Raw genomic sequence first — 26,259 nt, forward strand, 5'->3', positions numbered from 1 at the left:
TTTTGGACGCTCAGAACTCCGCTGCCGCTGGACAGGGGAGCAAGCGTCACGGCCACCGGCCCCAGGGTCACGCCGATGCGGCGGTTGCCCAGCATCTGCAGTTGCATCAATCGCCGCAGGCCGGCTGCGTCCAGCCCTTGTTCGCCGACAAAGTCCTCGGCCACCGGCGTCATTGCCTCGCCGACCTGGCGCGCCTCGATCGCCTGATGCATCGCTTCCAGTGTTGCGCGCAGCCGTTGCTCCGGTGCAGCACGCGTGCAACCGCTCAGGGCCACGACCAAAATCGCGACCAACCCGACCCGCCACCGCGCTTGAATGCTGCTCTGCATCACGCTTCGCCTTTTCCATCCATGACGGTATGCTGCCCGCTGTTGTAGTGCCGTGGAACACACCGCGTCACGTACCGAATACCCTGGAGGGGGGCAGATGAATCAGGCACGTCCTTGGTTGCAAAGTTATCCGGCCGGCGTTGCCGCCGAGATCGATCTGGAGCAGTTCCGTACCGTGGCCGAGGTGTTCGCCACCTCGGTCAAGCGGTTTGCCGACCGCCCCGCGTATCACAGCTTCGGCAAGACCATCACCTATCGCGAAGCTGATCAGCTGGTCGAGCAGTTCGCCGCCTATCTGCTTGGCGAACTGCAGTTGAAGAAAGGCGACCGCGTCGCCCTGATGATGCCCAACTGCCTGCAGTATCCGGTCGCCACCTTCGGCATCCTGCGTGCCGGCCTGACCGTGGTCAACGTCAATCCGCTGTACACCCCGCGTGAGCTGAAGCATCAGCTGATCGACTCCGGCGCCAGCGTGCTGGTGGTGATCGACAACTTCGGCACCACCGTGCAGCAGGTGATCGCCGACACCCCGGTCAAGCAGGTGATCACCACCGGGCTGGGCGACATGCTCGGCTTCCCGAAAGCGGCGCTGGTCAACTTCGTCGTCAAGTACGTCAAGAAGCTGGTGCCCGATTACCGCCTCAATGGCGCGATCCGTTTCCGCGATGCACTGGCGCTGGGCCGCAAGCACAGCATGCCGACCTTGCAGATCGAGCCCGACGACATCGCCTTCCTGCAGTACACCGGCGGCACCACCGGCGTGGCCAAGGGCGCGATGCTCACCCACCGCAATCTGGTGGCCAACATGCAGCAGGCCCATCAGTGGCTTGCCGGCACCGGCAAGCTGGAAGAAGGCGCCGAGGTGGTGATCACCGCGCTGCCGCTCTACCACATCTTCGCATTGACGGCCAACGGCCTGGTCTTCATGAAGATCGGCGGCTGCAATCACCTGATCAGCAATCCGCGCGACATGCTCGGCTTCGTCAAGGAACTGAAGAAGACCCGCTTCACCGCCTTCACCGGGGTCAACACGCTGTTCAACGGCCTGCTCAATACCCCCGGCTTCGATCAGGTGGATTTCTCGTCGCTCAAGATGACCCTGGGCGGCGGCATGGCGGTGCAACGTTCGGTCGCCGAACGCTGGAAAAAGGTCACCGGCCTGACCCTGGTCGAGGCCTACGGCCTGACCGAAACCTCGCCGGCCGCCTGCATCAACCCGATGGACCTGAAGGACTACAACGGCTCGATCGGCCTGCCGATTCCGTCCACCGATGCCTGCATCAAGGACGACGCCGGCGCGGCGCTGCCATTGGGCGAGATCGGCGAGCTGTGCATCAAGGGCCCGCAGGTGATGAAGGGCTACTGGAAGAAGCCCGAAGAAACCGCCAAGGTCATGGATGCCGACGGCTGGCTGCATACCGGCGATATCGCGCGGATGGACGAACAGGGCTTTGTCTACATCGTCGACCGCAAGAAGGACATGATCCTGGTGTCCGGCTTCAACGTGTATCCGAACGAGATCGAGGACGTGATTGCCGAGATGCCCGGCGTGCTGGAAGTGGCCGCAGTCGGCGTACCGGACGAAAAGTCCGGCGAGATCGTCAAGGCCGTCATCGTGAAGAAGGACCCTGCCCTGACCGCCGACGCCGTCAAGGCGCACTGCCGCGCCAACCTGACCGGCTACAAGCAGCCGCGAGTGATCGAATTCCGCAAGGAATTGCCGAAAACCAATGTCGGCAAGATTCTGCGCCGCGAATTGCGGGATGCGCCCCCGAAGTAATCGTAGACACGCCTCGGCAGCAAGTGAAGTGCCGTAGCGAAGATGCACAGCAGAGGGCTTTTCCAGCGATGGGAAAGCCCTTTGCGTTCATGGAGATAGTGCCGGTGTAGCATCGATTCGGAGTGGATTGTGCGCGCCCGCCGGCATCCACTCTCCCGCCGCGGGCCTTTCCAGGATCATGCCCATGAACACGATCGAAAAGCGTTACCTCGGCCATCCTCACTCCACCATTCGTGTTGACTCATCGGTCGCCGACGGCACCCACTGGTTGTTCATGCACGCGGACGCGAATGCCGGAGTACGGCCATGCTGCCGCACCGACTTGTTGGAAGACATGTGGGAGATCATGAGCGCCATCACCCGCGCTCCGCACGAGCGTCGCACCGGCGAGCTCCGTCATTTCGTACTCGCCTCCGACGCGGACGCATTCAATCTCGGTGGCGATCTGGACCTGTTCGCACGCTTGATCCGCGAACAGAATCGCGAGCAACTCATGCGCTACGCCATTCGCTGCGTGGAAGGCGTCCATCACCTGCATGTCGGCTTCGGTGGGGACGTGCGCAGCATTGCGCTGCTGCAAGGCGATGCATTGGGAGGCGGATTGGAGATGGCCCTGGCCTGCCACACCATCGTTGCCGAGGAAGGCATCGGCATGGGACTGCCGGAGGTCCTGTTCGGCTTGTTTCCGGGCATGGGTGCCTATTCCTTCCTGTGCCGCCGCGTCTCGCCCCATCTGGCGGAAAAAATCATTCTCGATGGACGCATCTACAGCAGCGAAGAAATGCATGCGATGGGCATCGTGGACGTGCTGGTGCCCAAGGGACAGGGCATCGCGGCCACCGAAACCCTCATTCGCCGGCAGCAGCGTATCTCCAATTCCTACCTGGCAATGAACGCGGCACGCAATCTGGCACAGGCGGTGCCTTACGACGAGTTGCTGCGCATTACCGAAGTGTGGGTCGATACGGCGCTGGCGCTGAGCGACAAATCGCTGCGTACGATGGACCGCCTGGTCAAGGCACAAAATCGCCGAGCCGGCGCAAGCGTTGCCTGATTTTTGGTCGATCCAATACTGGGGGAATCAGGCCCGGCCGATGGCCGGGCTTTGCTCAGCCGGGATCGCCCTTACCCGTGACGTCGTCGTCGGATGTCTTCTGTGCGCGCAAGGCAAGCGCTTCGCGTCCCTGCATCAATCCGCTATCGAGTTGCTCCAGCCGCTGACGCCATTCGGCGCGTAACTGCGCTTCGGAAAGACGCATCAGCTCACCACCCTGCTCGGCCAGTCCAACCAGCCCGAGATTGCTGGAAACGCCCTTGACCGCATGCGCATGCTCGCGTAACCGCTCCCAGTCCTGGTCGGCGGCGGCCTTGCCGAGCTGCACTACACAGGCGGCCGCATCGCTGAGGCACTGTTGAATGAACTCGCGTTCGAATTCTTTCCCCATGCCCAGTGCAGCCAGTTCGTCCAGCACGGCAGGATCGAGCACGACACCGCTCAACGCCGGGCCACGCAGACCAATCGTCAGATCGTTCTGACGTAACTTCTGGTTGACCGCAATGTCGGCCAAGGTGTCCAGCAACTTGACCGCTGCAACGGGCTTTGCCAGAAATGCATAAGCACCGGCTTGCTCGCAACTGCGAATCGACTCGGGTGTTACATCGGCACTCAGCACCACGACCGGTGTGCCCGGTTTGCCGCCCGCCTGCATGACCCGCAATTGCTTGAGCATGTCCAGGCCACTGACGCCGGGCATGTGCAAGTCGACGATGGCAGCGTCGTAGTCGGTTTCGGCCAGTGCGTCCAGGACGGCCTCACCCCCATCCACGCAGGCCACCCGATGTCCCGCCTTCTGCAATAGCCGCTGCAGGACAAGGCGGTTTGCCAGGTGATCGTCTGCCACCAGGATCATCATGCTGCGCACACGGGCACGGTGACGCAGGAATGGATCGGCAAAAGCAATCACGTTGCCCGGTATCGTGGCGGCCTCGGCTTCCTGCAACACGGGCAGTGCCGCAGTTGCCGGCTTGGCGGTCGCTAGAGCGAACGGAAGCTCGAACCAGAACAGGCTACCGCCTTGCGGGTTTTCCTCGAAGCCGATTGCGCCGCCCATCGACTGGACCAGTCCCCGCGCGATGGTCGTGCCCAGACCGCTGCCTTCGAAACGCCGCGCCAGTCCGGTATCGGCCTGTTCGAAAGCCTCAAACAGTCGCGGGCGCATGTCGACCGGCACGCCGATCCCTGTATCCAGGATCTCGAACCGCAGGCGGACCCCCGCGCGGGCATGCCCTGCGATCGCCGCATGAGGATTGCCGACTGCCACGGTCAGCTGCACACGGCCATGATCGGTGAACTTGACCGCGTTGCCCACCAGATTGAGCAGGATCTGCTGCAGGTGCAACGCATCCCCGTGCAACAGCGTTGGCACATCCTCGGCCACGTTCGCCCGATAGTGCAGGCCCTTTGTCTTCGCCTGCGGTTCCAGGATCAACGCGATGGCCTGCAGCGTATCGCGCAATGCAAAATCGGACGCGTTGATGCGGAGCTTGCCGGCTTCGATGGCCGAGATGTCCAGCACCTCCTCTACCAGCGCCAGCAGACTGCGTGTTGAGGCCTGAATCGTTTTCAGGCACTCGCGCTGCTCATCGTCCAGACGGGTCGTTGCCAAGACCTCGGTCATGCCGGACAAGCCGTTGAGCGGTGTCCGAAACTCGTGACTCATGTTTGCCAGAAAGCGGCTCTTGGCCTCGCTGGCACGGCGCGCCTCGGCGGTTGCGCGCGTCAACTGCCGCAGAAGACTGGAGAAATACAGCGGAACTGCGGCCAGACCTACGGCAAGCCCGGCACCAAGCCGCTGGTTGCGTTGCCAATATTCGGTCATCGACAGCGTCGTGGAGAAACTCACCACCGCCATCGCCACCGCAAGGTACAGATAACGGTTGCCATAGCGCAGGCCGTTACCGACGGTGACCCACATCACCACGACATAGACCCAGGCCAGCGGCTCGCCCATCTGGATCATGCCGGCCGCCATCAGCCCGTAGTCGGCCAGCATGCCCAGGATGCGACGCGCATCCGAGCGGTCGGGTCGACACAGCAGCCATCCGAACAATGCAAGACCGAGACCGAGGCCTGTCAGCACAATGACCAACACACCCGTGTGCTGGTGCAACGGCAAGCTGTGCCGCACACTCGGCACAAGCACATACGACAGGATCAAGCTGATCAGAACGATGCGGACGATCGCCTGACCATGTTCGCTGTCAGGTCGATTCATCAACCGCTGCCGGATCCTTCCGAACGGATTCATAGCCTCACACCCCGGGTCGAGCCGATGCGGTGGAGAATTCGCCGCAGATCTGGTCCAACTGCGCACGGCCGCGCAGCAGCGCATCGACGCAACGCGGGTCGAACAGGCGACCCCGTTGGGCGTACAGATAGGCCAGCGCGGCGTCCATGGTCCAGGCCTCCTTGTACGGGCGCGGCGACAACAGCGCATCGAAGACGTCGGCCACCGCCACGATGCGCGCCTCCAGCGGAATCGCCTCGCCCACCAGTCCATCCGGATAGCCGGTACCGTCGTAGCGCTCGTGGTGACGCAGCGCGATCAAGGCCCCCACCTGGATGAAGCGGTTCTGGCTGCCGCTGAGCAGCTCGTAGCCGATTCGCGGATGCCGCTTCATGATGCTCATCTCGTCGTCGGTGAGCTTGCCCGGCTTGAGCAGCACCGCATCGGGAATGGCGATCTTGCCCATGTCGTGCAGCGGTGCGGCCATCTCGATGATGCGCACCTCCTCTTCCGACAACCCGAGCTGCTCGGCGATCAGGCCGGCCACGTGCGACATGCGCTCCAGGAAGGCGCTGGTGCACGAGTCGCGGTACTCGATGGCGCGCGCCAGCCGCGACAGCGTTTCGCGTTCGCGCTCTTCGACCTCGTTCATGCTGGCCAGCAGACGCTGCTCCAGCGACAGCGCACGCTGCTTGACGCTTTCGCTCTGCTGACGCAACTGCAGCAAATTTGCGCAGCGCGCGCGCAGTTCGCGCGGGCGGATCGGCTTGACCAAGAAATCGATCACGCCCGCTTCCAGCGCCGCCTGCCGGATCGGCTCGTCGCCGACGATGGTGATCAGGATGATCGGAATATCGCGATGGCTGGGCAACCGGCGCAGACGCCGGGCAAATTCCAGGCCATCCATGCCGGGCATGCGGTAGTCGAGCAGCAACAAGTCCACCCGTCCGGCCTCGCACCACGCCAAGGCGTCGAGCGGGTCGCCGAAATCGTGGACCTTCAATTCCGGTGCGATGTCCTCGATGACGTGGCGCAGCATCGTCCGCGCAGACATCTGGTCATCGACAATGACGATGTTCAATCCCAGATCCGCCTTTTCCGACCAGCTTCCCGATGGATCCGCCGACGATACGCCGGCAAGATTACCCAAAACATCCTGCATAGCCGTTGCTCCTCTATCCTGAGAACGGAAAAGCGATGACGCCGGCAGCTGTGCCGGCTCCCCCGACAATACGCCATTCGGGGCTCCGCTCTAGGATATGCAGTATCTGTGCCGTCGGCACGCCGACGACACAAATAATGATCAGGCTTCCGGGCGCATGTACGGAAACAGCAGCACATCGCGGATCGAGGTGCTGCCGGTCAGCAGCATCACCAGGCGGTCGATGCCGATGCCCAGGCCGCCTGTCGGCGCCATGCCGTACTCCAACGCACGGATGTAATCGGCGTCGTAATGCATCGCCTCGTCGTCGCCACCGTCCTTGGCCTGCACCTGCGCCTGAAAGCGCGCGGCCTGGTCTTCCGGGTCGTTCAACTCGGAGAAGCCGTTGGCCAGCTCCTTGCCGTTGATGAACAGCTCGAAGCGGTCGGTGTACCCCGGCTCGGTGTCGCTGGAGCGCGCCAGTGGCGACACCTCGACCGGGTGGTCGGTGATGAAGGTCGGCTGCACCAGGGTGTGTTCCACGGTGGCCTCGAAGATTTCCAGCAACAGCTTGCCCCAGCCGTAGGACGGCTTGACCTTGATCTTCAGCCGCTCGCAGTGGCGCAGCAGCGCATCGCGGTCGGTGCAATCGACCGCGCTGATCTGAGGATTGTGGTGACGAACGGCCTCATCCATGCGCCAGCGCCGGAAAGCCGGCGCCAGATCGATGTCGGCGCCGTCCCAGTTGACCTGGGTGGTGCCGAGGACCGACCGGGCAGTGTCCCGGATCACCTGTTCGGTCAGATCCATGATCTCGTGGTACGTGGCATAGGCCTCGTAGAGCTCGAGCATGGTGAACTCGGGGTTGTGCCGGGTCGACACGCCCTCGTTGCGGAAGTTGCGGTTGATCTCGTAGACCCGCTCCAGTCCACCGACCACCAGGCGCTTGAGGTACAGCTCCGGCGCCACGCGCAGGTACAGGTCCAGATCCAGCGCGTTGTGGTGGGTGGTGAACGGCTTGGCGGTGGCCCCGCCGGGGATGTAATGCATCATCGGCGTCTCCACTTCCAGGAAGCGGCGCGCATCCAGCCAGGCGCGGATCGCGCGAATGATCTTGGAGCGCTTGATGAAGACCTCGCGCGCTTCCGGGGTGACGATCAGGTCGACATAGCGCTGGCGATAGCGCTGCTCCACGTCCGACAAGCCATGCCACTTGTCCGGCAACGGACGCAACGACTTGGTCAGCAGGCGTAGCGCACTGGCCTTGACCGACAGCTCGCCGGTCTTGGTGCGGGTCAGCCCGCCCTCCACTGCCATGATGTCGCCGACATCCCAGCCCTTGAACGCGGTATAGGCATCGCCGAGCACATTGCCCTGCAGGAACAGCTGCACGCGCCCGGACTCGTCCTGGATCTGCGCAAAGCTGGCCTTGCCCATCACCCGCTTGGCCATCAGGCGCCCAGCCATCCTGACCGTGCGTCCGGTCGCTTCCAGCGCCTCGGGGGTCCAGGTGTCGGCATCGGCGAATTCGGCCTGCAGATCGCCGGCGAAATGTTCGCGCACGAAATCGTTGGGATAGGCGATGCCCTGGCCGCGCAACGCGCCCAGTTTCGCGCGACGCTCGGCGATGAGGCTGTTCTCGTCGGCGGGGATCTGCGGCGCGGGGGTCTGCTCGGTCATGGCGGAATCGGTCTGCTGTGGATCGGGCGCGTGCCCGGTGGAGAATGCGGAACCGGGCTGGCCGGTTCCTGCGTTTTACGGTGTATCGGTGCCAACTGCACGGCGCAACGGGACTGCGTGGCGATGCGTCGCGCTGCATTGCGCTGCACGCGTGGCGGTAGGCGCGGAGACGTCCCTGCGCGGCAGGCGCAGCGACGTCTCCGTGCGATCAGGCATCCAGGCGCTTGGAGCCTGCCGCCAGACCGGCCTTGAGGCTGGCCTCGACGAATTCGTCCAGATCGCCGTCGAGCACTTTCTGCGTATCGCTGCGTTCGATGCCGGTACGCAGATCCTTGATGCGGCTCTGATCGAGCACGTAATTGCGGATCTGACTGCCCCAGCCGATGTCGGACTTGGTGGCTTCCAGCGCGTCTCGCTCGACATTGCGCTTTTGCACCTCCAACTCGTACAACTTGGCGGCCAGCATCTTCATCGCGTTGTCGCGGTTCTGGTGCTGGCTGCGGCCGGTCTGGCAGGCGACCACGGTGTTGGTCGGGATATGCGTGATACGCACCGCCGATTCGGTCTTGTTGACGTGCTGACCACCGGCACCCGAGGAGCGATACACGTCAGTACGCAGATCGGCCGGATTGATGTCGATCTCGATGTTGTCGTCCACTTCCGGCGACACGAACACCGAGGTGAAGCTGGTATGCCGGCGGTTGTCCGAATCGAACGGCGACTTGCGCACCAGCCGGTGCACGCCGATCTCGGTCTTCAGCCAGCCATAGGCGTACTCGCCCTCGATGCGGATCGTGGCCGACTTGATGCCTGCCACTTCGCCGCCGGACACTTCCATCAGCTCGGTCTTCCAGCCGCGCGACTCGGCCCAGCGCAGGTACATGCGCAGCAGGATCTCGGCCCAGTCCTGCGCCTCGGTGCCGCCGGCGCCGGCCTGGATGTCGACAAACGCGTTGGCGCCGTCCATCTGGCCGGAGAACATGCGCTGGAATTCCAGCTTTTCGACATGGGTCTGGTACTTGTCAAGATCGGCGATCACCGCCACCGCGGTGTCTTCGTCCTGCTCGCTTTCGGCCAGTTCCAGCAGATCGCCGGCATCGCTCAGGCCGGCCAGCACATCGGCGATGCCGATGACGGTTTTTTCCAGCAGCGAGCGCTCGCGACCCAGGGCCTGCGCACGCTCGGCGTCGTTCCACACGTCGGGGCTCTCAAGCTCCCGGCTGACTTCTTCTAGACGCTCTTTCTTGACGTCGTAGTCAAAGATACCCCCTGAGCGAGAGCACGCGATCGCTGAGATCGGTGATGCGCTGGCGGATCGGATTGGTTTCGATCATGACGGATTTCCGGCAAACAAGCCCGGTAGTCTAGCAAGGGGGCGGCGGCGACGGAACGCGGTGAGTAGGCTGTTCAGCCCGGCACAGCCGGCACCGCTGGCGCGTCGGCCTGTCCGGCGGCGCGGCGCAGCGACGCCAGGTAACGACGGCTGCACGGCAGCTGGCCATTGCCGGACAGGTGCACGCGCGCCTCGCCAGCGTCCAGCGGCTCGATCGAAACAACGCACCCCAGGTTGACGATGTAGCTGCGATGGATGCGCACGAACGCGGCCGGGTCGAGCCTGGCCTCGATCGCGGCCATCGTGCTGCGCAGTGGGTAATCGTGGCCCCGCACGTGCAGATTGACGTAGTTACCCGACGCCTGCAGCCATTCGATATCGGCGGCAGCGACCAGGAAATCGCGTCCCAGCTTGCGCACCAGAAAACGTTCCGGGCGATCCAGCGGCTCGACCGGCGGGCCTTCGTCCGGCGCGGCCAGCAACCGCACCTCGCCCTGCAGACGGCGCAGCAAAAACCGATAGCCGTGCATGCACGCAACGATGATCGCGAAGGTGCGCACGTCCTTGAGGTACTCGTAGAACAACTCCTGCGGCCACGCGCCAAAGTCGTAATGCCCGCCCAGCAGCCGATAGGTCAGCATGCGCAGGCCGACCATCGTCAGGACATGCACCACCGAGACCACCATGCTGGCCAACAGATACCAGGGCAGCCGGCGCCACCAGGTATCCAGATGCAACGGCAGCTTCCGCGTGAACCAGGCAATGACGGGAACGAGCATCAGCAGCCAGACCAGGCCGCTGGAGATCTCCCATACCCAGGGTTCCCAGCTCTGGACCGGCAGCCCGGCGCGCCTGCGATCCATCAATTCGGTGACGGCGTTGCCGCTGGCGTTGATCGCCAACACCATCAGCCAGAAGGACATGCCTGCGCTGCGCTGCCAGGGCAGAAAGCGCTCTAGGGTCGTACGTGCCGGGTCGTTACTCATGCCCATATTCTAGGCTGGCAGCGCCGATCGTCACCCCAGGGCTGAGCCCATTCGTCCCTGAAGATCGGTGTTTCGTCCCTCCCCGCTGGTCGCCTGCTGCGTCAGCCCATGTAGTTCGGGCATCTCCACGGTGGCAGGGGCAGCCAATGCAAAGGCGTCATGATCTGGACTGGCTGCGCGTCATCGCCTTCGGCCTGTTGGTGCTTTATCACGTCGGGATGTACTACGTGACCTGGGACTGGCACGTCAAAAGTCCCAGGACCCACCTGATGCTGGAGCCCGTCATGCTGCTCAGCAGCCCGTGGCGGATGTCGCTGCTGTTCCTGATTTCCGGTGTCGCCACCGCCTTCATGCTGAGCAACACGCCCCAGGGCTTCCTGTACCGACGTTCGCGCCAGCTGCTGCTGCCGCTGCTGTTCGGCATGGCCGTGATCGTGCCACCACAGTCCTACTATCAAGTCGTCGAACAATTGCCCGGCGGCTACCACCAGGGCTACCTGGCGTTTTATGCCAAGTATCTGAGCGCCTACCAAGGGTTTTGTGGTGCCGATGGCGACTGTCTGCGCCTGCCCACCTGGAATCACCTGTGGTTCTTGCCCTACCTGTGGGCGTACACCCTGGTGGCGTGGCTGCTCTGGCGCCTGCTTCCTGCGGCAGCGAAGCTGCGCCTGCGCGCATGGGCCGCGCGCGCGCTCCGGGGCTGGGGCGCGTTACTGGTACCCGTAACGCTACTGGCGGTTGCGCGTCTGATGCTGCTGGCTCGCTTCGAGCAAACCAACTGGTTGTTCGACGATTGGTACAACCACGCGCAGTACCTGCCGGTCTTCCTGATCGGGGTGCTGATCGCGCCGATGGCCGGCGTCTGGGAGTCGTTACAGCGGCTGCGCTGGGTGGCACTGCTGCTGGCCTCGTGCAGCTATGCGCTGATGATCCACACCTGGTACTTCTCCATTTATGACGATGCGCATCCCGCGCCCACCGCCCTGCGCCTGCTCTTGCGTGTCATGTGGGCGGTCGAACAGTGGTGCGCGATTGCCGCCATCCTGGGCTTTGCCTATCGTTTCCGTCATGCCGATAGTGCCGTGCTGCGCTATCTCACCGCTGCCGTGTTTCCGGTGTATGTCCTGCACCAGACGATCATCGTGGTACTGGCGCATGCCATGAAACCATTGGCGCTGCCGCAGCCGGCCGAGAGTGCGACGCTGATCGTCGCGACCGTTGTGCTGTGTTTGGCCGCCTATGAGGTCATTCGCAGGCAGCGCTGGCTGCGGCCGCTGTTTGGCCTGTCGGCGATGGCGACGCGGCGGGCCGCGACTCCAGTACAGCGTAAGACCGCAGCGTAGCAATGCCAGGCCCGGGTTTCTGACTGGGGAATGCAGCCGCGCGTTTCGGACAAAACCGCCCAACATCCGCCCCGGTTCGTCCCTGCAGGACCGCAACTGGTCACTCGGGGACGGCATCGCCCCCCCTGGCGCACCTGCAACCGGCCGGAGTTGCCGAGGATGCGGGCATGCCTCCTGCCGACACGACCATGACCGAACGCCGCCACGATATCGATGCCTTGCGCGTCTTCGCCTTCGCACTGCTGATCCTCTATCACGTGGGCATGGCCTACGTGGCGGACTGGGATTTCCACCTCAAGAGCACACACACGGCGCCGTGGCTGCAATGGCCGATGATCGTGCTCAACCGCTGGCGCATGCCCTTGCTGTTCATGATCTCCGGCATCGCGATCGGACTGTCGCGGCCGCAGGCCAGGCCCTGGCGCTTCGCCCTGCAGCGCTGCGCACGATTGCTGCCGCCGCTGTTGTTCGGCATGTTCGTGGTGGTCGCGGTGCAGGCCTATTGCCAGGGCGTGAGCAACGGCAAGGTCAGCCCGGGCTTCGGCAGCTTCCTGTTGCGCTATTGGCAGGTGCGGCCGTGGCCGGCCGGCAGCTTCGATGGCTGGGAGCACGGCATCACCTGGAACCATCTGTGGTATCTGGCCTATCTGCTGCCCTATACCGTCGCGTTGATGGCGCTGGTGTCGCTGACACGCCCGCTGCTGACCGCATTGCCTCGCTTGCCCGCTGCGCTGGCGGTGCCGGCACTGCTGCTGTTGCCGATCCTGTGGGAGACGTTCTGCGTGCTGTGGGTGATGCCGCGCCATCCGCCCACCCATGCGCTGGTCGGCGACTGGTTCGTGCACGCCGAATCGTTCCCGCTGTTCGTGCTGGGATATCTGCTGGCACGCCGCGAGCGGTTCTGGCAGCTGGCCGTACAACTGCGCTGGCTCACCTTGGTCGCCGCGCTGGTGGCGATCGGCGCCGAACTGGGCATTCGCTATGCCGGCATCCAGGGGCAGACTGCGCAACTGGGTGCACCGCTGGCCGCGCTGCCGTGGGAGGCGATCGAGCACGGCGCGCGTGCCGCCTACACCTGGCTGGCACTGCTGACGATTCTTGGCTGGGCCAGGTACCGGTTGAATCGCCCGTTCCGCTGGCTGCCTTACTGCACGGAGGCAGTGTTCCCGTGGTACATCCTGCACCAGAGCCTGATCATCGTGACGCTGTACTGGCTGATGCCCTTGCATCTGAATGCCTGGCTGGAGCCGGCGCTGGTGATCGCCACCACGGTGATCGGCTGCCTGGCGTTGCATGAGTTTGTGATCCGTCGGGTGCGCTGGTTGCGTCCGTTGTTCGGCTTGCGCACGCCGCGCCTGGCGAGCAAGACCGACAGCGCGCCGGTGCCATCGTGAAGGTGCTGCGCAGGCATGTTCCGCTCCGGCATACGACGCACTGGACGGCCCGTCGGCAGCAACGCAAGATGCGCGCCGGACACGCTCTTTCGAAGACACCATGCGCCCTACCCTGCTTGCCGCCACCTTGTTGCTCGCGCCCGTCGCCGCCCTTGCCGATGCGCCGGTCGGCATCGCCTTCGAGCACCAGGACTGGACCATCGCCTGCGACAACACCCGCACCTGCCGCGCTGCCGGCTATCAGCCGGATGGAGACGACAGCACGCCGGTATCGGTGTTGCTGACGCGCAAGGCCGGTGCCACGCAGCCGGTCGCTGCGGAGTTGATGCTGGGCCAGTACGACGAGGTCAAGATGCCGGCGTCGCTCACATTGCGCATCGACCAGCGCGACCTGGGCAGGCTGGCGTTGAATCGCGACAGCGGCACCGCGCCGCTGACCGGCGCGCAGGTGACCGCGCTGCTGGCGGCACTGACCCGCAGCAGCAAGATCGTGGCGGTCGGCAACGATGGCCGCCGCTGGCAGCTGTCCGATCGCGGCGCCGCCGCGGTGCTGCTGAAGATGGACGAATTCCAGGGCCGGCTGGGCACGCGCGGCGCACTGCTGCGCAAGGGCGATCGCGACGAGGCTGCAGTGCTGCCGGCCGTGCCGGCACCGCAGGTACGCGCGGCCAAACTCGCAGCAACGCAAGCGGCCGATACGCGCCTGGGCACGCTGCCGGCGCTCTATCAAGCGCTGCGTGCCAGCTTGCCGGCCGACGAGGAATGCAAGGGACTGCAAGCCGGCGACGCAGCCGAGCCGCTGACGGTCACCCGGCTCAGCAGCGACAAACTGCTGGTGTCGACCGACTGCTGGATGGGCGCCTACAACGTCGGCACCGGCTTTTGGGTCATCAATGCACGCGCGCCGTTCGCGCCGACGTTGGTGACCACGCAAGCCAGCGATATCGACGGCTCCACCATCCTTGCATCGCACAAGGGCCGCGGCCTGGGCGACTGCTACAGCCAGGCCAGCTGGACCTGGGACGGCCGCCGTTTCGTGCCGACCTCCAAATCCACCTCCGGCCTGTGCCGGCTGGTGGCCGCTGGCGGGGCGTGGGAATTGCCGACCTTGGTGACCGAGGTCAAGACGTCGCCCTGATCGGAGCTAGGAGAGTGCGAGCGCCGATGTGCGCTTGCAGGGTCTTGAAAGACGCTTTGAGCGGCCAGCGTGATTACTTTGCGACCGTCAGGGATGCGGTTCTTAGGGCATTTACCACCGCGTATAGGTCGCCTGCGAGTGCGCCGTCCCGTGCAGAGCGGTTGATGTGCGGCTTGGCTGCAGGGCCCTTGCCCGCCCACCCTTGCGGGACACGCCGCAAGTACGTCCGTGTAGGCTCTGGCGCGGCATCCATGCCGCTCAAGGTCCCGCGACGGTGAGCGGGCAAGGACCTGTCCAGATGGTCGGTGTGCGTGGTTGCAAGCCGAGCATGACGCGTATTTCTTGGATCAGGGCGCGTCCGAACACCTACAGAGTCGTCATCGCGAATCTTGAAAACAAGATGGTGGATTGGCCTGCCCTGACCAGGTCGTGGAAACGACAAGCCGAGGCGGCAGCGTGGCCGGGGATTGGCGGAGAGCGGCACAGGGATGTGCCGCGGCGGCGAGTCAGACAGGATGTCTGACCGAGACGAGCAGCCGATCCCCGGACGCGCTGTCACCCCTACCGAAGCCAGCCATTGACAGCCGCACGCTCAGCCAGTGGCTGTTACCGGCTCGCTGTGTTCGACGATCAACTGCACCGCCGTGCCGCCGCGATAGTCGTCGCTGACCAGGCGGTACGCCAGCCGCACCATGCGTGCCGGCTCGCTGCCGCGCCAGCCGTTGAAGTGGATGGCGTTGAGCGGTTCGGCGCGGCCGGCGCAGCGCAGCGTGAGCTTGAGATGGCGTTCCTTGAGCAGGCGCCATTGCAGCACTTCGAACTGACCATCGAACAGCGGCTCGGGAAAGCCCTGCCCCCACGGCCCGGCCACGCGTAGCGCCTCGGCATGCAGGTGATCGAGTTCGTGCGCGGCCAGTTCGCCATCGCTGTGCAATTCGGCATGCAGCAGCGAGGCGTCGACCATCGCCTGCACCTGGCGCTGGAATGCCTGTTCGAAGGTCGCCAGCGCGGCATGCTCCAGACTCAGCCCGGCGGCCATCGCATGCCCGCCGAACTTCTGGATCAGGCCCGGGTGGCGCGCATCCACTGCCGCCAGCACATCGCGGATATGCAGGCCGGGGATCGAACGTGCCGAACCACGCAGCTGACTGCTGCCCGGCTCGGCCGGCGCCAATGCAATCACCGGGCGATGCAGGCGGTCCTTGAGCTTGGAGGCGACCAGGCCGATCACGCCCGGGTGCCAGTCGGCATCGAACAGGCACGCGGCGATCGGCAGCGCGCCATCGGCATCGAGCACCACCTTGGTGACGGCCTGTTCGGCATCGTCGGTCATCAATTGCTGCACCGCGCGGCGCTCGGCGTTGATCTGTTCCAGGGTGCCGGCGATCTCGCGCGCACGGTTCCAGTCCTCGCTGAGCAGCAGCTCGATGCCCAGCGCCATGTCTTCCAGCCGGCCGGCTGCGTTGAGACGCGGACCCAACGCAAATCCGATGTCGCTGGCGCTCAGACGCGCAACGTCGCGGCCGCTGGCGTCGATCAAGGCGCGCAGGCCGATGCAACCCTTGCCCTCGCGCAGGCGGCGCAGGCCGGCCGACACCAGCGCACGGTTGTTGGTGTCCAACGGCACCAGATCGGCGACAGTGCCGACGGCCACCAGGTCCAGCAATACCGACAGATCCGGTTCGGCCCGTTCGGCGAAGGCGCCGCGCGCACGCAGCACGCCGCGCAAGGCCATCAGCACGTAGAAGATCACCCCGACCCCAGCCAGGGATTTGCTCGGGAAGCGATCGTTGGCCAGATTCGGATCGACGATCGCATCGGCCGGCGGCAATACCTCGCCAGGCAAGTGGTGGTCGGTGACCAGCACCGTCCAGCCGCGCGCCTTGGCGGCGGCCACGCCGGCGTGGCAGGCAATGCCGTGATCGACCGTGACCAGCAGATCCGGCTGCAATGCGGCCAGCTCCTCCACCAGTGCCGGCGACAGGCCGTAGCCATGCACCATGCGATTTGGCACGGCGTGATGCACATCCAGCGCGCCGAGCATGCGCAGGCCACGCACGCCGACCGCACAGGCGGTGGCGCCGTCGCAGTCGAAATCGCCGACCACCAGGATGCGCCGCTGCTGTGCGATCGCATCGGCCAGCAACTCGGCCGCAACGTCGCTGTTGTGCAGCAACTGCGGCGACAGCAATTGACCCAGGCGCGGGTGCGCGCCTTGCGTATCGGTGACGCCGCGCGCGGCATAGATGCGGCGCAGCAGCGGCAACATGGCATCGGGCCAGCTGCCGGCCTGCCCGGGCGGGCGCCGGACGATCCGCGGGGTTGAGGTCATTGCGCCAGCTGTACGCGCGGCTTGCGCCAGAAACGCCAGCGTTGCGCATGCGTCAGCGACACGGTTTCGCCATCCTGGAAATCCAGCACCAGCCGATCCAGTTCGCCACGCGCCATTGCCGCCAGCAACGGCGCCACCGCGTCGTCGCTGACCCGCTGCAGCGAGCGCAGATGGCGCAGGTCCACCAATGCATCCACGCGTTGTTCGCCCTGCGCATCGGCACCGGCGGCCAGCGCCAGCGCACGCAGCAGCGACTCGCGGCTGCGCACCTGACGGTGCGGCGAGCTCACCGCATGCGGCAGCGCGCCGCCGCCCCAGAACCACAGCGAATTGATCGCCGGTTTGCCGCTGGCCACGCGGCCCTCGTTCCAGGGATGCTGATGCAGCAGCACCTGCGCCTCGGTCAGCAAGGCACGCCAGCGCCGGCCGATCTCGCCGGCCGGCAGATGTTCGAACAGGTCGTCGCCGATCGCCAGATCCGGTGGCGCAAATTCCGGCAACGTGGCATCCGGCGACAGCCGCAGATACCAGCGCGCAGGCGTGGGCGCATCCAGCAGGAAGCCGGCATCGCCGAACATCGGCTTGAGGATGGGCAGCAACACTGCCAGATCCTCGGCAGTGGGGCCGAGCGCCTCGCCGTAGCCCATCAAGCGCGCGCCCTGCATATCCGGCACCACGTAGGCCGGATCGGCACGCACCCAGGTCGCACCGGCCGCATCGCCGGCATCGAGTTGGCGGGTCAACGCGGCCACCGGCCAGTGCGCTGGCGTCAGCGTGAAGTGGCGCTGCAGCTGCGCCACTTCGCCGGACTCGGCGCTTTGCTGATCGGCACGCGCCAGCGCGCGCGCCACCGGCGTGTCGCCCAGTTCACCGGGCAGGCGGCGTTTTTCCGGCAGCAGCAGCGTGGCGGTGGTCATCGGGCGGTGGCGTCGTTCAATCCCGGCCAATCAGTCCAGATAGGCAACGCTGACCACTTCGTACTCGCGCTGGCCGGCCGGCGCATCGATGGTGACCGAGTCGCCTTCCAGCTTGCCAATCAACGCACGTGCCAGCGGCGAGGAGATCGCGATCATGCCCAGCTTGATGTCCGCTTCCAGATCGCCAACGATCTGGTAGCGCTTCTCTTCGTCGGTTTCGGTGTCGGCCAGGGTCACCGTGGCGCCGAACACGATCTTGTTGCCGGCCGACAGCTTGGTGATGTCGATGATCTCGGCATGCGAGAGCTCGCCTTCCAGCTGCTTGATGCGGCCTTCGATGAAGCTTTGCTGCTCGCGCGCGGCGTGGTACTCGGCATTTTCCTTCAGATCGCCGTGCGCGCGCGCTTCGGCGATCGCGTTGATCACCGCCGGACGCTTGACCGACTTCAGCTGGTCCAGCTCTTCGCGCAGGCGCTGCGCGCCCTTTGCCGTCATGGGTGCTCTCATGCTTCCAACTCCTTGTGCAGTTCCTGCAGCGACCAGACAGGGCCGGTGCCGCGGAATTCCAGCGAATGCACCAGCGCCTTGGCGCCGGCAACAGTGGTCGAATAGGTCACGCGATGCTGCAACGCTTCACGCCGGATCGAGAACGAGTCGGAGATGGCGGCGCGACCTTCGGTGGTGTTGACGATATACACGATCTCGCCGTTCTTGATCGAATCGACGATATGCGGGCGCCCTTCGGCGACCTTGTTGACGATCTCGCAGCTCAGCCCGTTCTGCTGCAGCCAGGCACCGGTGCCGCGCGTGGCGACCAGCGTATAGCCACGCTCCACCAGCGCCTGCGCCACCGGCAACACGCGCTGCTTGTCCGGATCGCGCACCGATACGAACGCCTTGCCCACCGGCGGCGCCTTGATGCCGCCGGCCTCCTGCGCGCGCGCAAACGCGGCGCTGAAGCTGCGGCCCACACCCATCACCTCACCGGTGGAGCGCATCTCCGGCCCTAGGATCGGATCCACGCCCTGGAACTTGGCGAACGGGAAGATTGCCTCCTTCACCGAGTAATAGCCCGGCACGATCTCCTTGGTGGCGCCCTGCTCGGCCAGCGTCTTGCCGGCCATGCAGCGTGCGGCGATCTTGGCCAGCGGCATGCCGATCGCCTTGGACACGAACGGCACGGTGCGCGAGGCACGCGGGTTCACTTCCAGCAGGAACACCACATCGTCGCCGGCCTCGTTCACCTGCACCGCAAACTGGGTATTCATCAGGCCGACCACGTTCAGGCCTTCGGCCAGCATCACCACCTGACGGCGCAACTCGGCCTGGGTCTTGGGCGAGAGCGAATATGGCGGCAACGAGCAGGACGAATCGCCCGAATGCACGCCGGCCTCTTCGATGTGTTCCATCAACCCGCCGATCAGCACGTTGCCGTCCTTGTCGGCAATGATGTCCACGTCCACTTCCACCGCATTGTCGAGGAAGCGGTCCAGCAGCACCGGCGAATCGTTGGACACCTTGACCGCATCGCGCACATAGCGCGCCAGATCGGATTCGCCGTAGACGATCTCCATCGCGCGGCCGCCGAGCACGTAGCTCGGGCGCACCACCAGTGGGTAGCCGACTTCGCGCGCCAGCACCAGGGCTTCCTCGGCATTGCGGGCAATGCGGTTCGGCGGCTGCTTCAGGCCCAGCGTGTCGACCAGTTGCTGGAAGCGCTCGCGGTCTTCGGCCAGATCGATCGAATCGGGCGAGGTGCCGATCACCGGCACGCCATTGGCTTCCAGCGCGCGCGCCAGCTTCAGCGGGGTCTGGCCGCCGTACTGCACGATCACGCCCTTGGGTTTTTCCAGCTCGACGATTTCCAGCACGTCTTCCAGCGTCAGCGGCTCGAAGTACAGGCGGTCGGAGGTGTCGTAATCGGTGGACACGGTCTCCGGGTTGCAGTTGACCATGATGGTCTCGTAGCCGTCGTCGCGCAGCGCCAGCGCCGCATGCACGCAGCAGTAGTCGAACTCGATGCCCTGGCCGATGCGGTTGGGGCCACCGCCCAGGATCATGATCTTGTCGCGGTCGGTCGGCAGCGCCTCGCACTCGTCCTCGTAGGTCGAATACAGATACGCGGTGCTGGTGGCGAACTCGGCGGCGCAGGAATCCACGCGCTTGTAGACCGGGCGCACCTTCAACGCGCGACGCAGCGTGCGCACCGATTCTTCGTTGGTGCCGGTCAGCTCGGCCAGGCGCGCATCGGAGAAACCGGCGCGCTTGAGCGTGCGCAGACGCGCCGCATCCAGTGCCGGCATGCCGTCGTCGGCCAGTTGCTGCTCGTGGCTGATCAGTTCTTCGATCTGATCCAGGAACCACGGGTCGATGAACGACAGCGCATAGACATCGGCCACGCTCATGCCGGCGCGGAAGGCGTCGGCGACATAGAACAGACGCTCCGGACCCGGCGCCTTGAGCTCGCGCTTGAGCGCGGCGATGTCGTCTTCGCTGCTCAGATCCAGGCCGGTCGGGTCCAGCCCGATCTTGCCGGTTTCCAGCCCACGCAACGCCTTCTGCAGCGACTCCTGGAAGGTGCGGCCCATCGCCATCACCTCGCCCACCGACTTCATCTGGGTGGTCAGGCGCGCATCGGCCTGCGGGAACTTTTCGAACGCAAAGCGCGGAATCTTGGTGACCACGTAGTCGATCGACGGCTCGAACGAGGCCGGGGTCAGGCCACCGGTGATCTCGTTCTTCAATTCGTCCAGCGTGTAGCCCACCGCCAGCTTGGCGGCGACCTTGGCGATCGGGAAGCCGGTGGCCTTGGACGCCAGCGCCGAGGAGCGCGACACGCGCGGGTTCATCTCGATCACCACCACCCGGCCGGTGGTCGGGCTGATGCCGAACTGCACGTTGGAGCCGCCGGTGTCCACACCGATCTTGCGCAGCACCGCGATCGAGGCATCGCGCAGGCGCTGGTATTCCTTGTCGGTCAGCGTCTGTGCCGGCGCCACGGTGATCGAGTCGCCGGTATGCACGCCCATCGGGTCGAGGTTTTCGATCGCGCAGACGATGATGCAGTTGTCCGCGGTGTCGCGGACTACCTCCATCTCGAATTCCTTCCAGCCCAGCACCGATTCTTCCACCAGCACTTCGGTGGTCGGCGACAGTTCCAGGCCACGGCCGACGATCTCGATCAGCTCTTCGCGGTTGTAGGCGATGCCGCCGCCGCTGCCGCCCAGGGTGAAGCTGGGACGGATGATGGTGGGGTAGCCGACCCGGGTCTGGATATCCAGCGCCTCTTCCAGCGTGTGCGCCACTTCGGCGCGGGGGCAATCCAGGCCGATCTCGCCCATCGCCACGCGGAACAGCTCGCGGTCTTCGGCCATGCGGATGGCTTCGCGCTTGGCGCCGATCAGCTCGACGTTGTACTTCTCCAGCACGCCGTGGTCGGCCAGATCCAGCGCGCAGTTCAGCGCGGTCTGCCCGCCCATGGTCGGCAGCAGGGCGTCGGGCTGTTCCTTGGCGATGATCTTCTCGACCGTCTGCCAGTTGATCGGCTCGATGTACACCGCATCGGCCATATCCGGGTCGGTCATGATCGTGGCCGGATTGCTGTTGACCAGCACCACACGATAGCCCTCGTCGCGCAGCGCCTTGCACGCCTGCGCGCCGGAGTAGTCGAACTCGCAGGCCTGGCCGATGACGATCGGGCCGGCGCCGATGATCAGGATGGTTTTTAGGTCGGTGCGCTTTGGCATTTCTTTACTCGATTAGGAACATGCGGCGAGCCGCAGGTGCGGAAGAGTGGCCGCGGCGATCGCATCGCGGCGCGGCGTGATAGTGCATCGACTCGGCAGAGCCGAGCGCCGGGTTCATCCGGCAGATCCATAGCCCAGGGCGCGCAGGGTGTGCTGAAGCCATTGATACAGCCCGAAGGACGCGGCAAAGCTGCCCAGGATCAGCAGCCAGCCGATCGCGGAGGTCTTGCCCCAGCGACGGACCTTGTCCGGGTCGGTGTTCTGCATGCGATGGTGAAAGGACTCCCCTCCCGCCACATAGCCGACGCCGAAAACCAAGCACATCGGCACCAGCAAGGCCAGCTTCATGCCGCCGTGCAGCGTGATCGACTCGGCACCGGCGCGTGCCTGCTCCAGCGGCATCCACACGCCCCAATACGTCAGGGCGATGCCCATCAGCACGATCAGCACGCCCATCAAACGAGCGCTCATGCGCGCTTGGCATCCTTGGCCATCAACTCCACGAACCGATCGAACAACGGCCCCACATCGCGCGGGCCCGGCGAGGCTTCCGGGTGGCCCTGGAACGAGAACGCAGGGGCGTCGGTCAGCGCGATGCCCTGATTGGTGCCGTCGAACAGCGACCGATGGGTCACCCGCACATTGGCCGGCAGCGTGCTTTCGTCGACCGCAAAGCCATGGTTCTGCGAGGTGATCATCACCCGCCCGCCGTCCAGATCCTGCACCGGATGGTTGGCGCCGTGATGGCCGGTGGTCATCTTGACCGTACGCGCGCCGGCGGCCAGCGCCAGCAGCTGATGGCCCAGGCAGATACCGAAGGTGGGCACCTGCCTGGCGATCAGTTCCTGGATGGCGCTGATGGCGTAGTCGCAGGGCTCCGGGTCGCCCGGGCCGTTGGACAGGAACACGCCATCGGGCTGCATCGCCAGCACCTCGGCCACCGGCGTGCGCGCCGGCACCACGGTGACGTCGCACCCACGGTCGGCCAGCATGCGCAGGATGTTGAGCTTGACGCCGTAATCGTAAGCAACAACCTTGTGCTTCAGCTCGGCGCGCACGAACGTGTCGGAATCCAGATCCAGCGAGCCTTCCTGCCAGCGGTAGCTGGTCTGGGTGGAAACCACCTTGGCCAGGTCCATGCCCTTCAGGCCGGGGAAGCTGCGCGCGGCTTCCAGCGCCTTGGCGACATCGATCTCGCCGGCCATCAGTGCGCCGTTCTGGGCGCCCTTCTGCCGCAACAGGCGTGTCAGCTTGCGGGTGTCGATGCCGGAAATGGCCACCACACCGCGGGCCTGCAGCCACTCCGGCAGTGCGACTTCGCTGCGCCAGCTGCTGGGGCGACGCGGCACGTCGCGCACGATCAGGCCGGCGGCCCAGATCTTGCTGGCCTCGTCATCCTGATCGGTAAAGCCGGTGTTGCCGATATGCGGATAGGTCAGCGTGACCATCTGGCGGGCGTAGGAGGGATCGGTCAGGACTTCCTGGTAACCGGTCATGGCGGTGTTGAACACCACTTCGCCGACGGAAAGCCCGTTGGCGCCTACGGATTCGCCCTCGAACACGGTGCCGTCTTCGAGGACAAGGATTGCGGGTTGGGTCACGTGGGGGTCTCGCTCTGGCTGCCTGGGACTCCGATGCGCTTCCGGCCAAATTCCGGTTGCAGCAAAGCGCGGACGCGGTGCTGAGGACCGGTCCGACGCTGGTTCGGGCAAGCGAGAATTGTAAAGGCAAGTGTCCCGGCATGCCAGCCTGGAGAACACCGGTTGCCGTGGCGCCATCGCGATGGCGGGATGAATGCGCCACGGCGATCATTCGCCATTCACATGCGGCAACGCGCCCGGTTACAGCACCAGATCGCGCACGCGATAGCTGCCGGCCGGCTTGCCGAGCAGCCGCTTGGCCGCATGCAGGGCACCGCGCGCAAAGATGTCGCGGTTGGTGGCGCGGTGCACCAGCTCCACCCGCTCGCCCAGCCCGGTGAACTGCACCGTGTGCTCGCCGACGATGTCGCCGGCGCGCAGGCTGGCAAAGCGCGGCTGCGCGCCGCTGCCAGTGGCCGCCTCCCCCAGCGTCAGTGCGGTTCCGGAGGGTGCGTCCTGCTTGTGCACGTGATGCGCTTCGACGATGTCGCAATCCCAGCCCGGCAGGCTGCCGGCGGCACGCTCCACCAGTTCGGTCAGCACCGCAACGCCCAGGCTGAAGTTGGACGCCCACACCAACGGGATCTGTTGCGCGGCCTCCAGCAACGCGGCGCGCTGCGCTTCATCCAGGCCGGTGGTGCCGGACACCAGCGGTTTGCCGCGCTGCGCGCACAAGGCCAGGATCGGTGCGAAACCCTGCGGCAGGCTGAAGTCGATCGCCACATCGAAGGCCGGCGCACCGCCGAGTTCGCTGGCGGCGAAGTACGGCACGCCGTCCACCACGCGCTGCGAAGGCGAACGCCCCACCACCGCACCGACGACGTGCAGCGCCTCGTCTTCGGCAGCCAGGCGCAGCAATGCCTTGCCCATTCGCCCGGAGGCGCCGTGGATCAGAACTTTCACAGGAGACGTTGTCATGGCGGCAGGCTAGCTAGGCGGGGTGGGTTGTACAAGATAGCTGGGAATCGGGAATCGGGAATCGGGATTAGGGAATCGTTGGAGCCGGGAATCGGGATGGGGGATTAGGGAATCGTAAGAGCGGATGCGGGTGTGCGCGTTTTACGTGCTATGGCGCTTTGGCTTGGTGGCGTCCGTGGGGTGCGCGTGGTGGTCGGCACACAACGTAGCGAGCGGCCATGGGTTGGTGAGGGCTGCGCCACTGCACGTTGGTAAGGACATTGATGAGGACGCATGGCACACGCTGCAGCTGGCGCGGCTGCGGCCTTTGATCGCGCGATGGTGTTGGCGGCTCTCAGTCGCTTGCGCCGTGCAGGCGCTTGCTCCAGCTCTCTATTTCGCGGCGTTGCAGGCGGCGTGCGAATAGTGATTGCCACGACGGCACCAGCGGCAGCTGCAACACTTCGTTGATGGCGGCGACATCGACATCGCGCGCATACAACAACTGCTGCAGGCGCGACAGCGTCCATCGCGGATGCGGCCGCTGCTGCAGTGTCAGGGTATTGCCGGGCGCAACGAGGCCGGGCTGCAGCACGCGGTAATACCAACCGGTGCGGCCGGTGTCCTGCACGCGGCGCGCCATGTCGCGCAGGCCGAAACGGTCGGACAGCTTCCAGCATGGCTGACGCAGTTGCGACACTTCCACCACCGCCGTGCCCAATGCAAAGCGATCGCCCAGACAGACCTCGGCTTCGGTAAGGCCAAGGCTGCTCGGGTTCTCGCCGAATGCGCCGGCCGTCTCCAGCAACGCATGCGCACCGAGCTCGGCCTGCCAGGCGGCATAGTGATCGCGCGGATAGTGATGGATCGCCTTGTCCGGCCCGCCATGCACACGCCGGTCGCCCTGCTCGTCGCCCTGCAGACCGTCGGGACCGACGCGCAGCGTGCCGTCCACGGTCCGCTTGTCGATCGCGCTGCGGCTGCCGGGGCGGGTGAAGTCGTGTGCGACACCGATCGCGATGCTGTCGATGGTGATCACGAGCGCAGGCGCCTGCACGCCAGCGGCCTGCGTGCTCACGCGCCGTGCCCGGGCAATTCGGCCAGCGCCTCGCGCAGCACCTCGCCCAGGACCTGGATGCCGGCGTCGATCCTGTCGCCGGGCACGGTGACGAACGACAGACGCAGGGTATTGACCTGCGGCAGGGTGGCGTAGAACGGCGCGCCCGGCACGAACGCCACATTGCGCGCGATCGCACGCGCCAGCAGCGCGGTGCCGTCCAGCCCGGGCGGCAGGGTCACCCACAGGAACATGCCGCCTTCGGGGCGATTCCATTGCACCTGGGGCGGGAAATGCCGATCCAGTGCCTCCAGCATCAGGCTGCATTGACGCGCATACAGCGCGCGGATCTGCGGAATGTGCGTGTCCAGGAAATCGTCCTGCAACGTCTGGTGGACCACGCGCTGGGTGAACGAGGGCGTATGCAGATCGGCCGCCTGCTTGGCCTGGATCAGCTTGCCCAGCACCGCTTCGGGCGCGACCACGTAGCCCAGCCGCAACCCGGGCGCGAGCACCTTGGAGAACGAACCCATGTAGATCACGCCCTCCGGGTTGAGCGATAACAGGCTCGGCAATGGCTGGCCGCTGTAGTAAAGCTCGCCATACGGATCGTCTTCGACGATCGGCACACCCGCCTCCGCCGCCCGCGCCACCAGGGCCTGGCGGCGCACCAGCGGCAGCCGGCGACCGGTGGGGTTCTGGAAATTCGGCAGGCAATACAGAAAGCGCGCATCGGCCAGCACTGCAGGATCCAGCGCGTCCACCACCACCCCGTCCTCGTCCGAGGGCATGCCGACGAAGCTCGGCTGGAACAGCGAGAACGCCTGCAACGCGCCCAGGTAGCTCGGCGTTTCCACCAGCACCTTGCTGCCTTCGTCGATGAAGACCTTGCCGAGCAGGTCCAGACCCTGCTGCGAGCCGGTGGTGATCAACACCTGGCTGGGCCGGATGCTGGCGCCGTCGCGGCTCAGGCGTGCCGCTACCCATTCGCGCAGCGGCGCATAGCCTTCGGTGGGGCCGTATTGCAGCGCGGCCTGCGGCGCATCGCGCAGCACCTGATCGCTGGCCGCACGCATGCGCTCCACCGGAAAGGTGGCCGGCGACGGCAGCCCGCCGGCGAAGGAAATGACCTCCGGCCGCTCGGTCACCTTGAGGATTTCGCGAATCGCCGAACTGGTCAGCGCCTGCGCACGTCGGGAGATCTGGAAAGAGGTCGTCATCGCGCAAGCATAGCGAAGGCCCGTGGCCGACGCGCTGTG

Annotated in this window: 19 protein-coding genes and 1 pseudogene; 5 read left to right on the forward strand and 15 right to left on the reverse strand. The window is 65.4% G+C overall.

The annotated features are described in order from the left end of the window. Nucleotides 1-41 precede the first annotated feature (41 nt). Nucleotides 42-329, reverse strand: a pseudogene (locus tag XarjCFBP7645_RS10905) (nuclear transport factor 2 family protein); the annotation flags it as partial. A 97-nt stretch (nt 330-426) separates the two neighbouring features. On the opposite strand from XarjCFBP7645_RS10905, the gene XarjCFBP7645_RS10910 reads away from it, so the two are divergent. Beyond that, nucleotides 427-2,109: a long-chain fatty acid--CoA ligase gene (locus XarjCFBP7645_RS10910; protein ID WP_104537497.1), complete on the forward strand. Its 1,683-nt coding sequence runs from the start codon at nt 427-429 to the stop codon at nt 2,107-2,109. A gap of 184 nt (nt 2,110-2,293) precedes the next feature. Beyond that, nucleotides 2,294-3,163, forward strand: coding sequence for a crotonase/enoyl-CoA hydratase family protein (locus XarjCFBP7645_RS10915; protein WP_104537498.1), 870 nt, complete (start codon nt 2,294-2,296; stop codon nt 3,161-3,163). Nucleotides 3,164-3,218: 55 nt separating this feature from the next. On the opposite strand, the gene XarjCFBP7645_RS10920 is transcribed toward XarjCFBP7645_RS10915, so the two are convergent. The 5 genes from XarjCFBP7645_RS10920 to XarjCFBP7645_RS10940 form a co-directional block, all read right to left on the reverse strand. Next, nucleotides 3,219-5,417: an ATP-binding protein gene (locus XarjCFBP7645_RS10920; RefSeq protein WP_104537499.1), complete on the reverse strand. Its 2,199-nt coding sequence runs from the start codon at nt 5,415-5,417 to the stop codon at nt 3,219-3,221. Between the two features lie 4 nt (nt 5,418-5,421). After that, on the reverse strand, nt 5,422-6,558 hold the full coding sequence (locus tag XarjCFBP7645_RS10925) for an HD-GYP domain-containing protein (protein WP_104537500.1): 1,137 nt from the start codon (nt 6,556-6,558) through the stop codon (nt 5,422-5,424). Between the two features lie 141 nt (nt 6,559-6,699). Continuing rightward, nucleotides 6,700-8,217 carry a lysine--tRNA ligase gene (gene lysS, locus XarjCFBP7645_RS10930; protein WP_104537501.1) on the reverse strand — a complete coding sequence of 506 codons (1,518 nt, stop codon included), beginning with the start codon at nt 8,215-8,217 and terminating at the stop codon, nt 6,700-6,702. Nucleotides 8,218-8,425: 208 nt separating this feature from the next. Further along, nucleotides 8,426-9,551, reverse strand: a protein-coding gene (gene prfB / locus XarjCFBP7645_RS10935; RefSeq protein WP_100224782.1) for a peptide chain release factor 2 whose coding sequence is annotated in 2 segments (ribosomal slippage) — nt 8,426-9,475 and nt 9,477-9,551 — 1,125 coding nt in all. Because the reading frame shifts where the segments join, the coding sequence is not laid out codon by codon here. A 73-nt stretch (nt 9,552-9,624) separates the two neighbouring features. Beyond that, on the reverse strand, nt 9,625-10,473 hold the full coding sequence (locus XarjCFBP7645_RS10940; protein ID WP_243849099.1) for a LytTR family DNA-binding domain-containing protein: 849 nt from the start codon (nt 10,471-10,473) through the stop codon (nt 9,625-9,627). A gap of 44 nt (nt 10,474-10,517) precedes the next feature. Between XarjCFBP7645_RS10940 and XarjCFBP7645_RS10945 the strand changes: the two genes are divergently transcribed. From XarjCFBP7645_RS10945 to XarjCFBP7645_RS10955, 3 genes are all read left to right on the forward strand, one after another. Next, complete coding sequence (locus tag XarjCFBP7645_RS10945; protein WP_258079544.1) at nt 10,518-11,879, forward strand: acyltransferase family protein; 1,362 nt, start codon at nt 10,518-10,520, stop codon at nt 11,877-11,879. A 188-nt stretch (nt 11,880-12,067) separates the two neighbouring features. Next, nucleotides 12,068-13,273 carry an acyltransferase family protein gene (locus XarjCFBP7645_RS10950; protein WP_104537504.1) on the forward strand — a complete coding sequence of 402 codons (1,206 nt, stop codon included), beginning with the start codon at nt 12,068-12,070 and terminating at the stop codon, nt 13,271-13,273. 100 nt (nt 13,274-13,373) lie between these two features. Then, a complete protein-coding gene (locus tag XarjCFBP7645_RS10955; RefSeq protein ID WP_104537505.1) occupies nt 13,374-14,411 on the forward strand; it encodes a DUF1176 domain-containing protein in 1,038 nt (345 codons plus the stop codon). A gap of 592 nt (nt 14,412-15,003) precedes the next feature. On the opposite strand, the gene recJ is transcribed toward XarjCFBP7645_RS10955, so the two are convergent. The 9 genes from recJ to XarjCFBP7645_RS11005 all read right to left on the reverse strand — a co-directional run bounded on the left by recJ (nt 15,004) and on the right by XarjCFBP7645_RS11005 (nt 26,220). Beyond that, the gene (gene recJ / locus XarjCFBP7645_RS10965; protein ID WP_104537506.1) at nt 15,004-16,743 is read right to left on the reverse strand and encodes a single-stranded-DNA-specific exonuclease RecJ; all 1,740 of its coding nucleotides are present in this window, start codon (nt 16,741-16,743) and stop codon (nt 15,004-15,006) included. Then, nucleotides 16,740-17,660, reverse strand: a complete 921-nt coding sequence (locus tag XarjCFBP7645_RS10970; RefSeq protein ID WP_104537507.1) for a phosphoglycerate mutase — start codon at nt 17,658-17,660, stop codon at nt 16,740-16,742. Before XarjCFBP7645_RS10970 ends, recJ begins: the two co-directional genes overlap by 4 nt. A gap of 30 nt (nt 17,661-17,690) precedes the next feature. Further along, nucleotides 17,691-18,155: a transcription elongation factor GreA gene (gene greA, locus XarjCFBP7645_RS10975; RefSeq protein WP_016903166.1), complete on the reverse strand. Its 465-nt coding sequence runs from the start codon at nt 18,153-18,155 to the stop codon at nt 17,691-17,693. A gap of 8 nt (nt 18,156-18,163) precedes the next feature. Then, complete coding sequence (gene carB, locus XarjCFBP7645_RS10980; RefSeq protein ID WP_104537508.1) at nt 18,164-21,406, reverse strand: carbamoyl-phosphate synthase large subunit; 3,243 nt, start codon at nt 21,404-21,406, stop codon at nt 18,164-18,166. Nucleotides 21,407-21,520: 114 nt separating this feature from the next. After that, the gene (locus XarjCFBP7645_RS10985; protein ID WP_104537509.1) at nt 21,521-21,877 is read right to left on the reverse strand and encodes a hypothetical protein; all 357 of its coding nucleotides are present in this window, start codon (nt 21,875-21,877) and stop codon (nt 21,521-21,523) included. Further along, nucleotides 21,874-23,007, reverse strand: a complete 1,134-nt coding sequence (gene carA / locus XarjCFBP7645_RS10990) for a glutamine-hydrolyzing carbamoyl-phosphate synthase small subunit (protein WP_104537510.1) — start codon at nt 23,005-23,007, stop codon at nt 21,874-21,876. The genes XarjCFBP7645_RS10985 and carA overlap by 4 nt, the downstream gene beginning before the upstream one ends. Before the next feature lie 240 nt (nt 23,008-23,247). Further along, on the reverse strand, nt 23,248-23,964 hold the full coding sequence (gene dapB / locus XarjCFBP7645_RS10995; protein WP_039515058.1) for a 4-hydroxy-tetrahydrodipicolinate reductase: 717 nt from the start codon (nt 23,962-23,964) through the stop codon (nt 23,248-23,250). A gap of 334 nt (nt 23,965-24,298) precedes the next feature. Next, nucleotides 24,299-25,021: an MOSC domain-containing protein gene (locus tag XarjCFBP7645_RS11000; protein WP_104537511.1), complete on the reverse strand. Its 723-nt coding sequence runs from the start codon at nt 25,019-25,021 to the stop codon at nt 24,299-24,301. Beyond that, on the reverse strand, nt 25,018-26,220 hold the full coding sequence (locus XarjCFBP7645_RS11005) for a PLP-dependent aminotransferase family protein (protein WP_104537512.1): 1,203 nt from the start codon (nt 26,218-26,220) through the stop codon (nt 25,018-25,020). The genes XarjCFBP7645_RS11000 and XarjCFBP7645_RS11005 overlap by 4 nt, the downstream gene beginning before the upstream one ends. Between the last annotated feature and the right edge of the window lie 39 nt (nt 26,221-26,259).

Source organism: Xanthomonas arboricola, from assembly GCF_002940665.1.
Classification (GTDB): Bacteria; Pseudomonadota; Gammaproteobacteria; order Xanthomonadales; family Xanthomonadaceae; genus Xanthomonas; species Xanthomonas arboricola_B.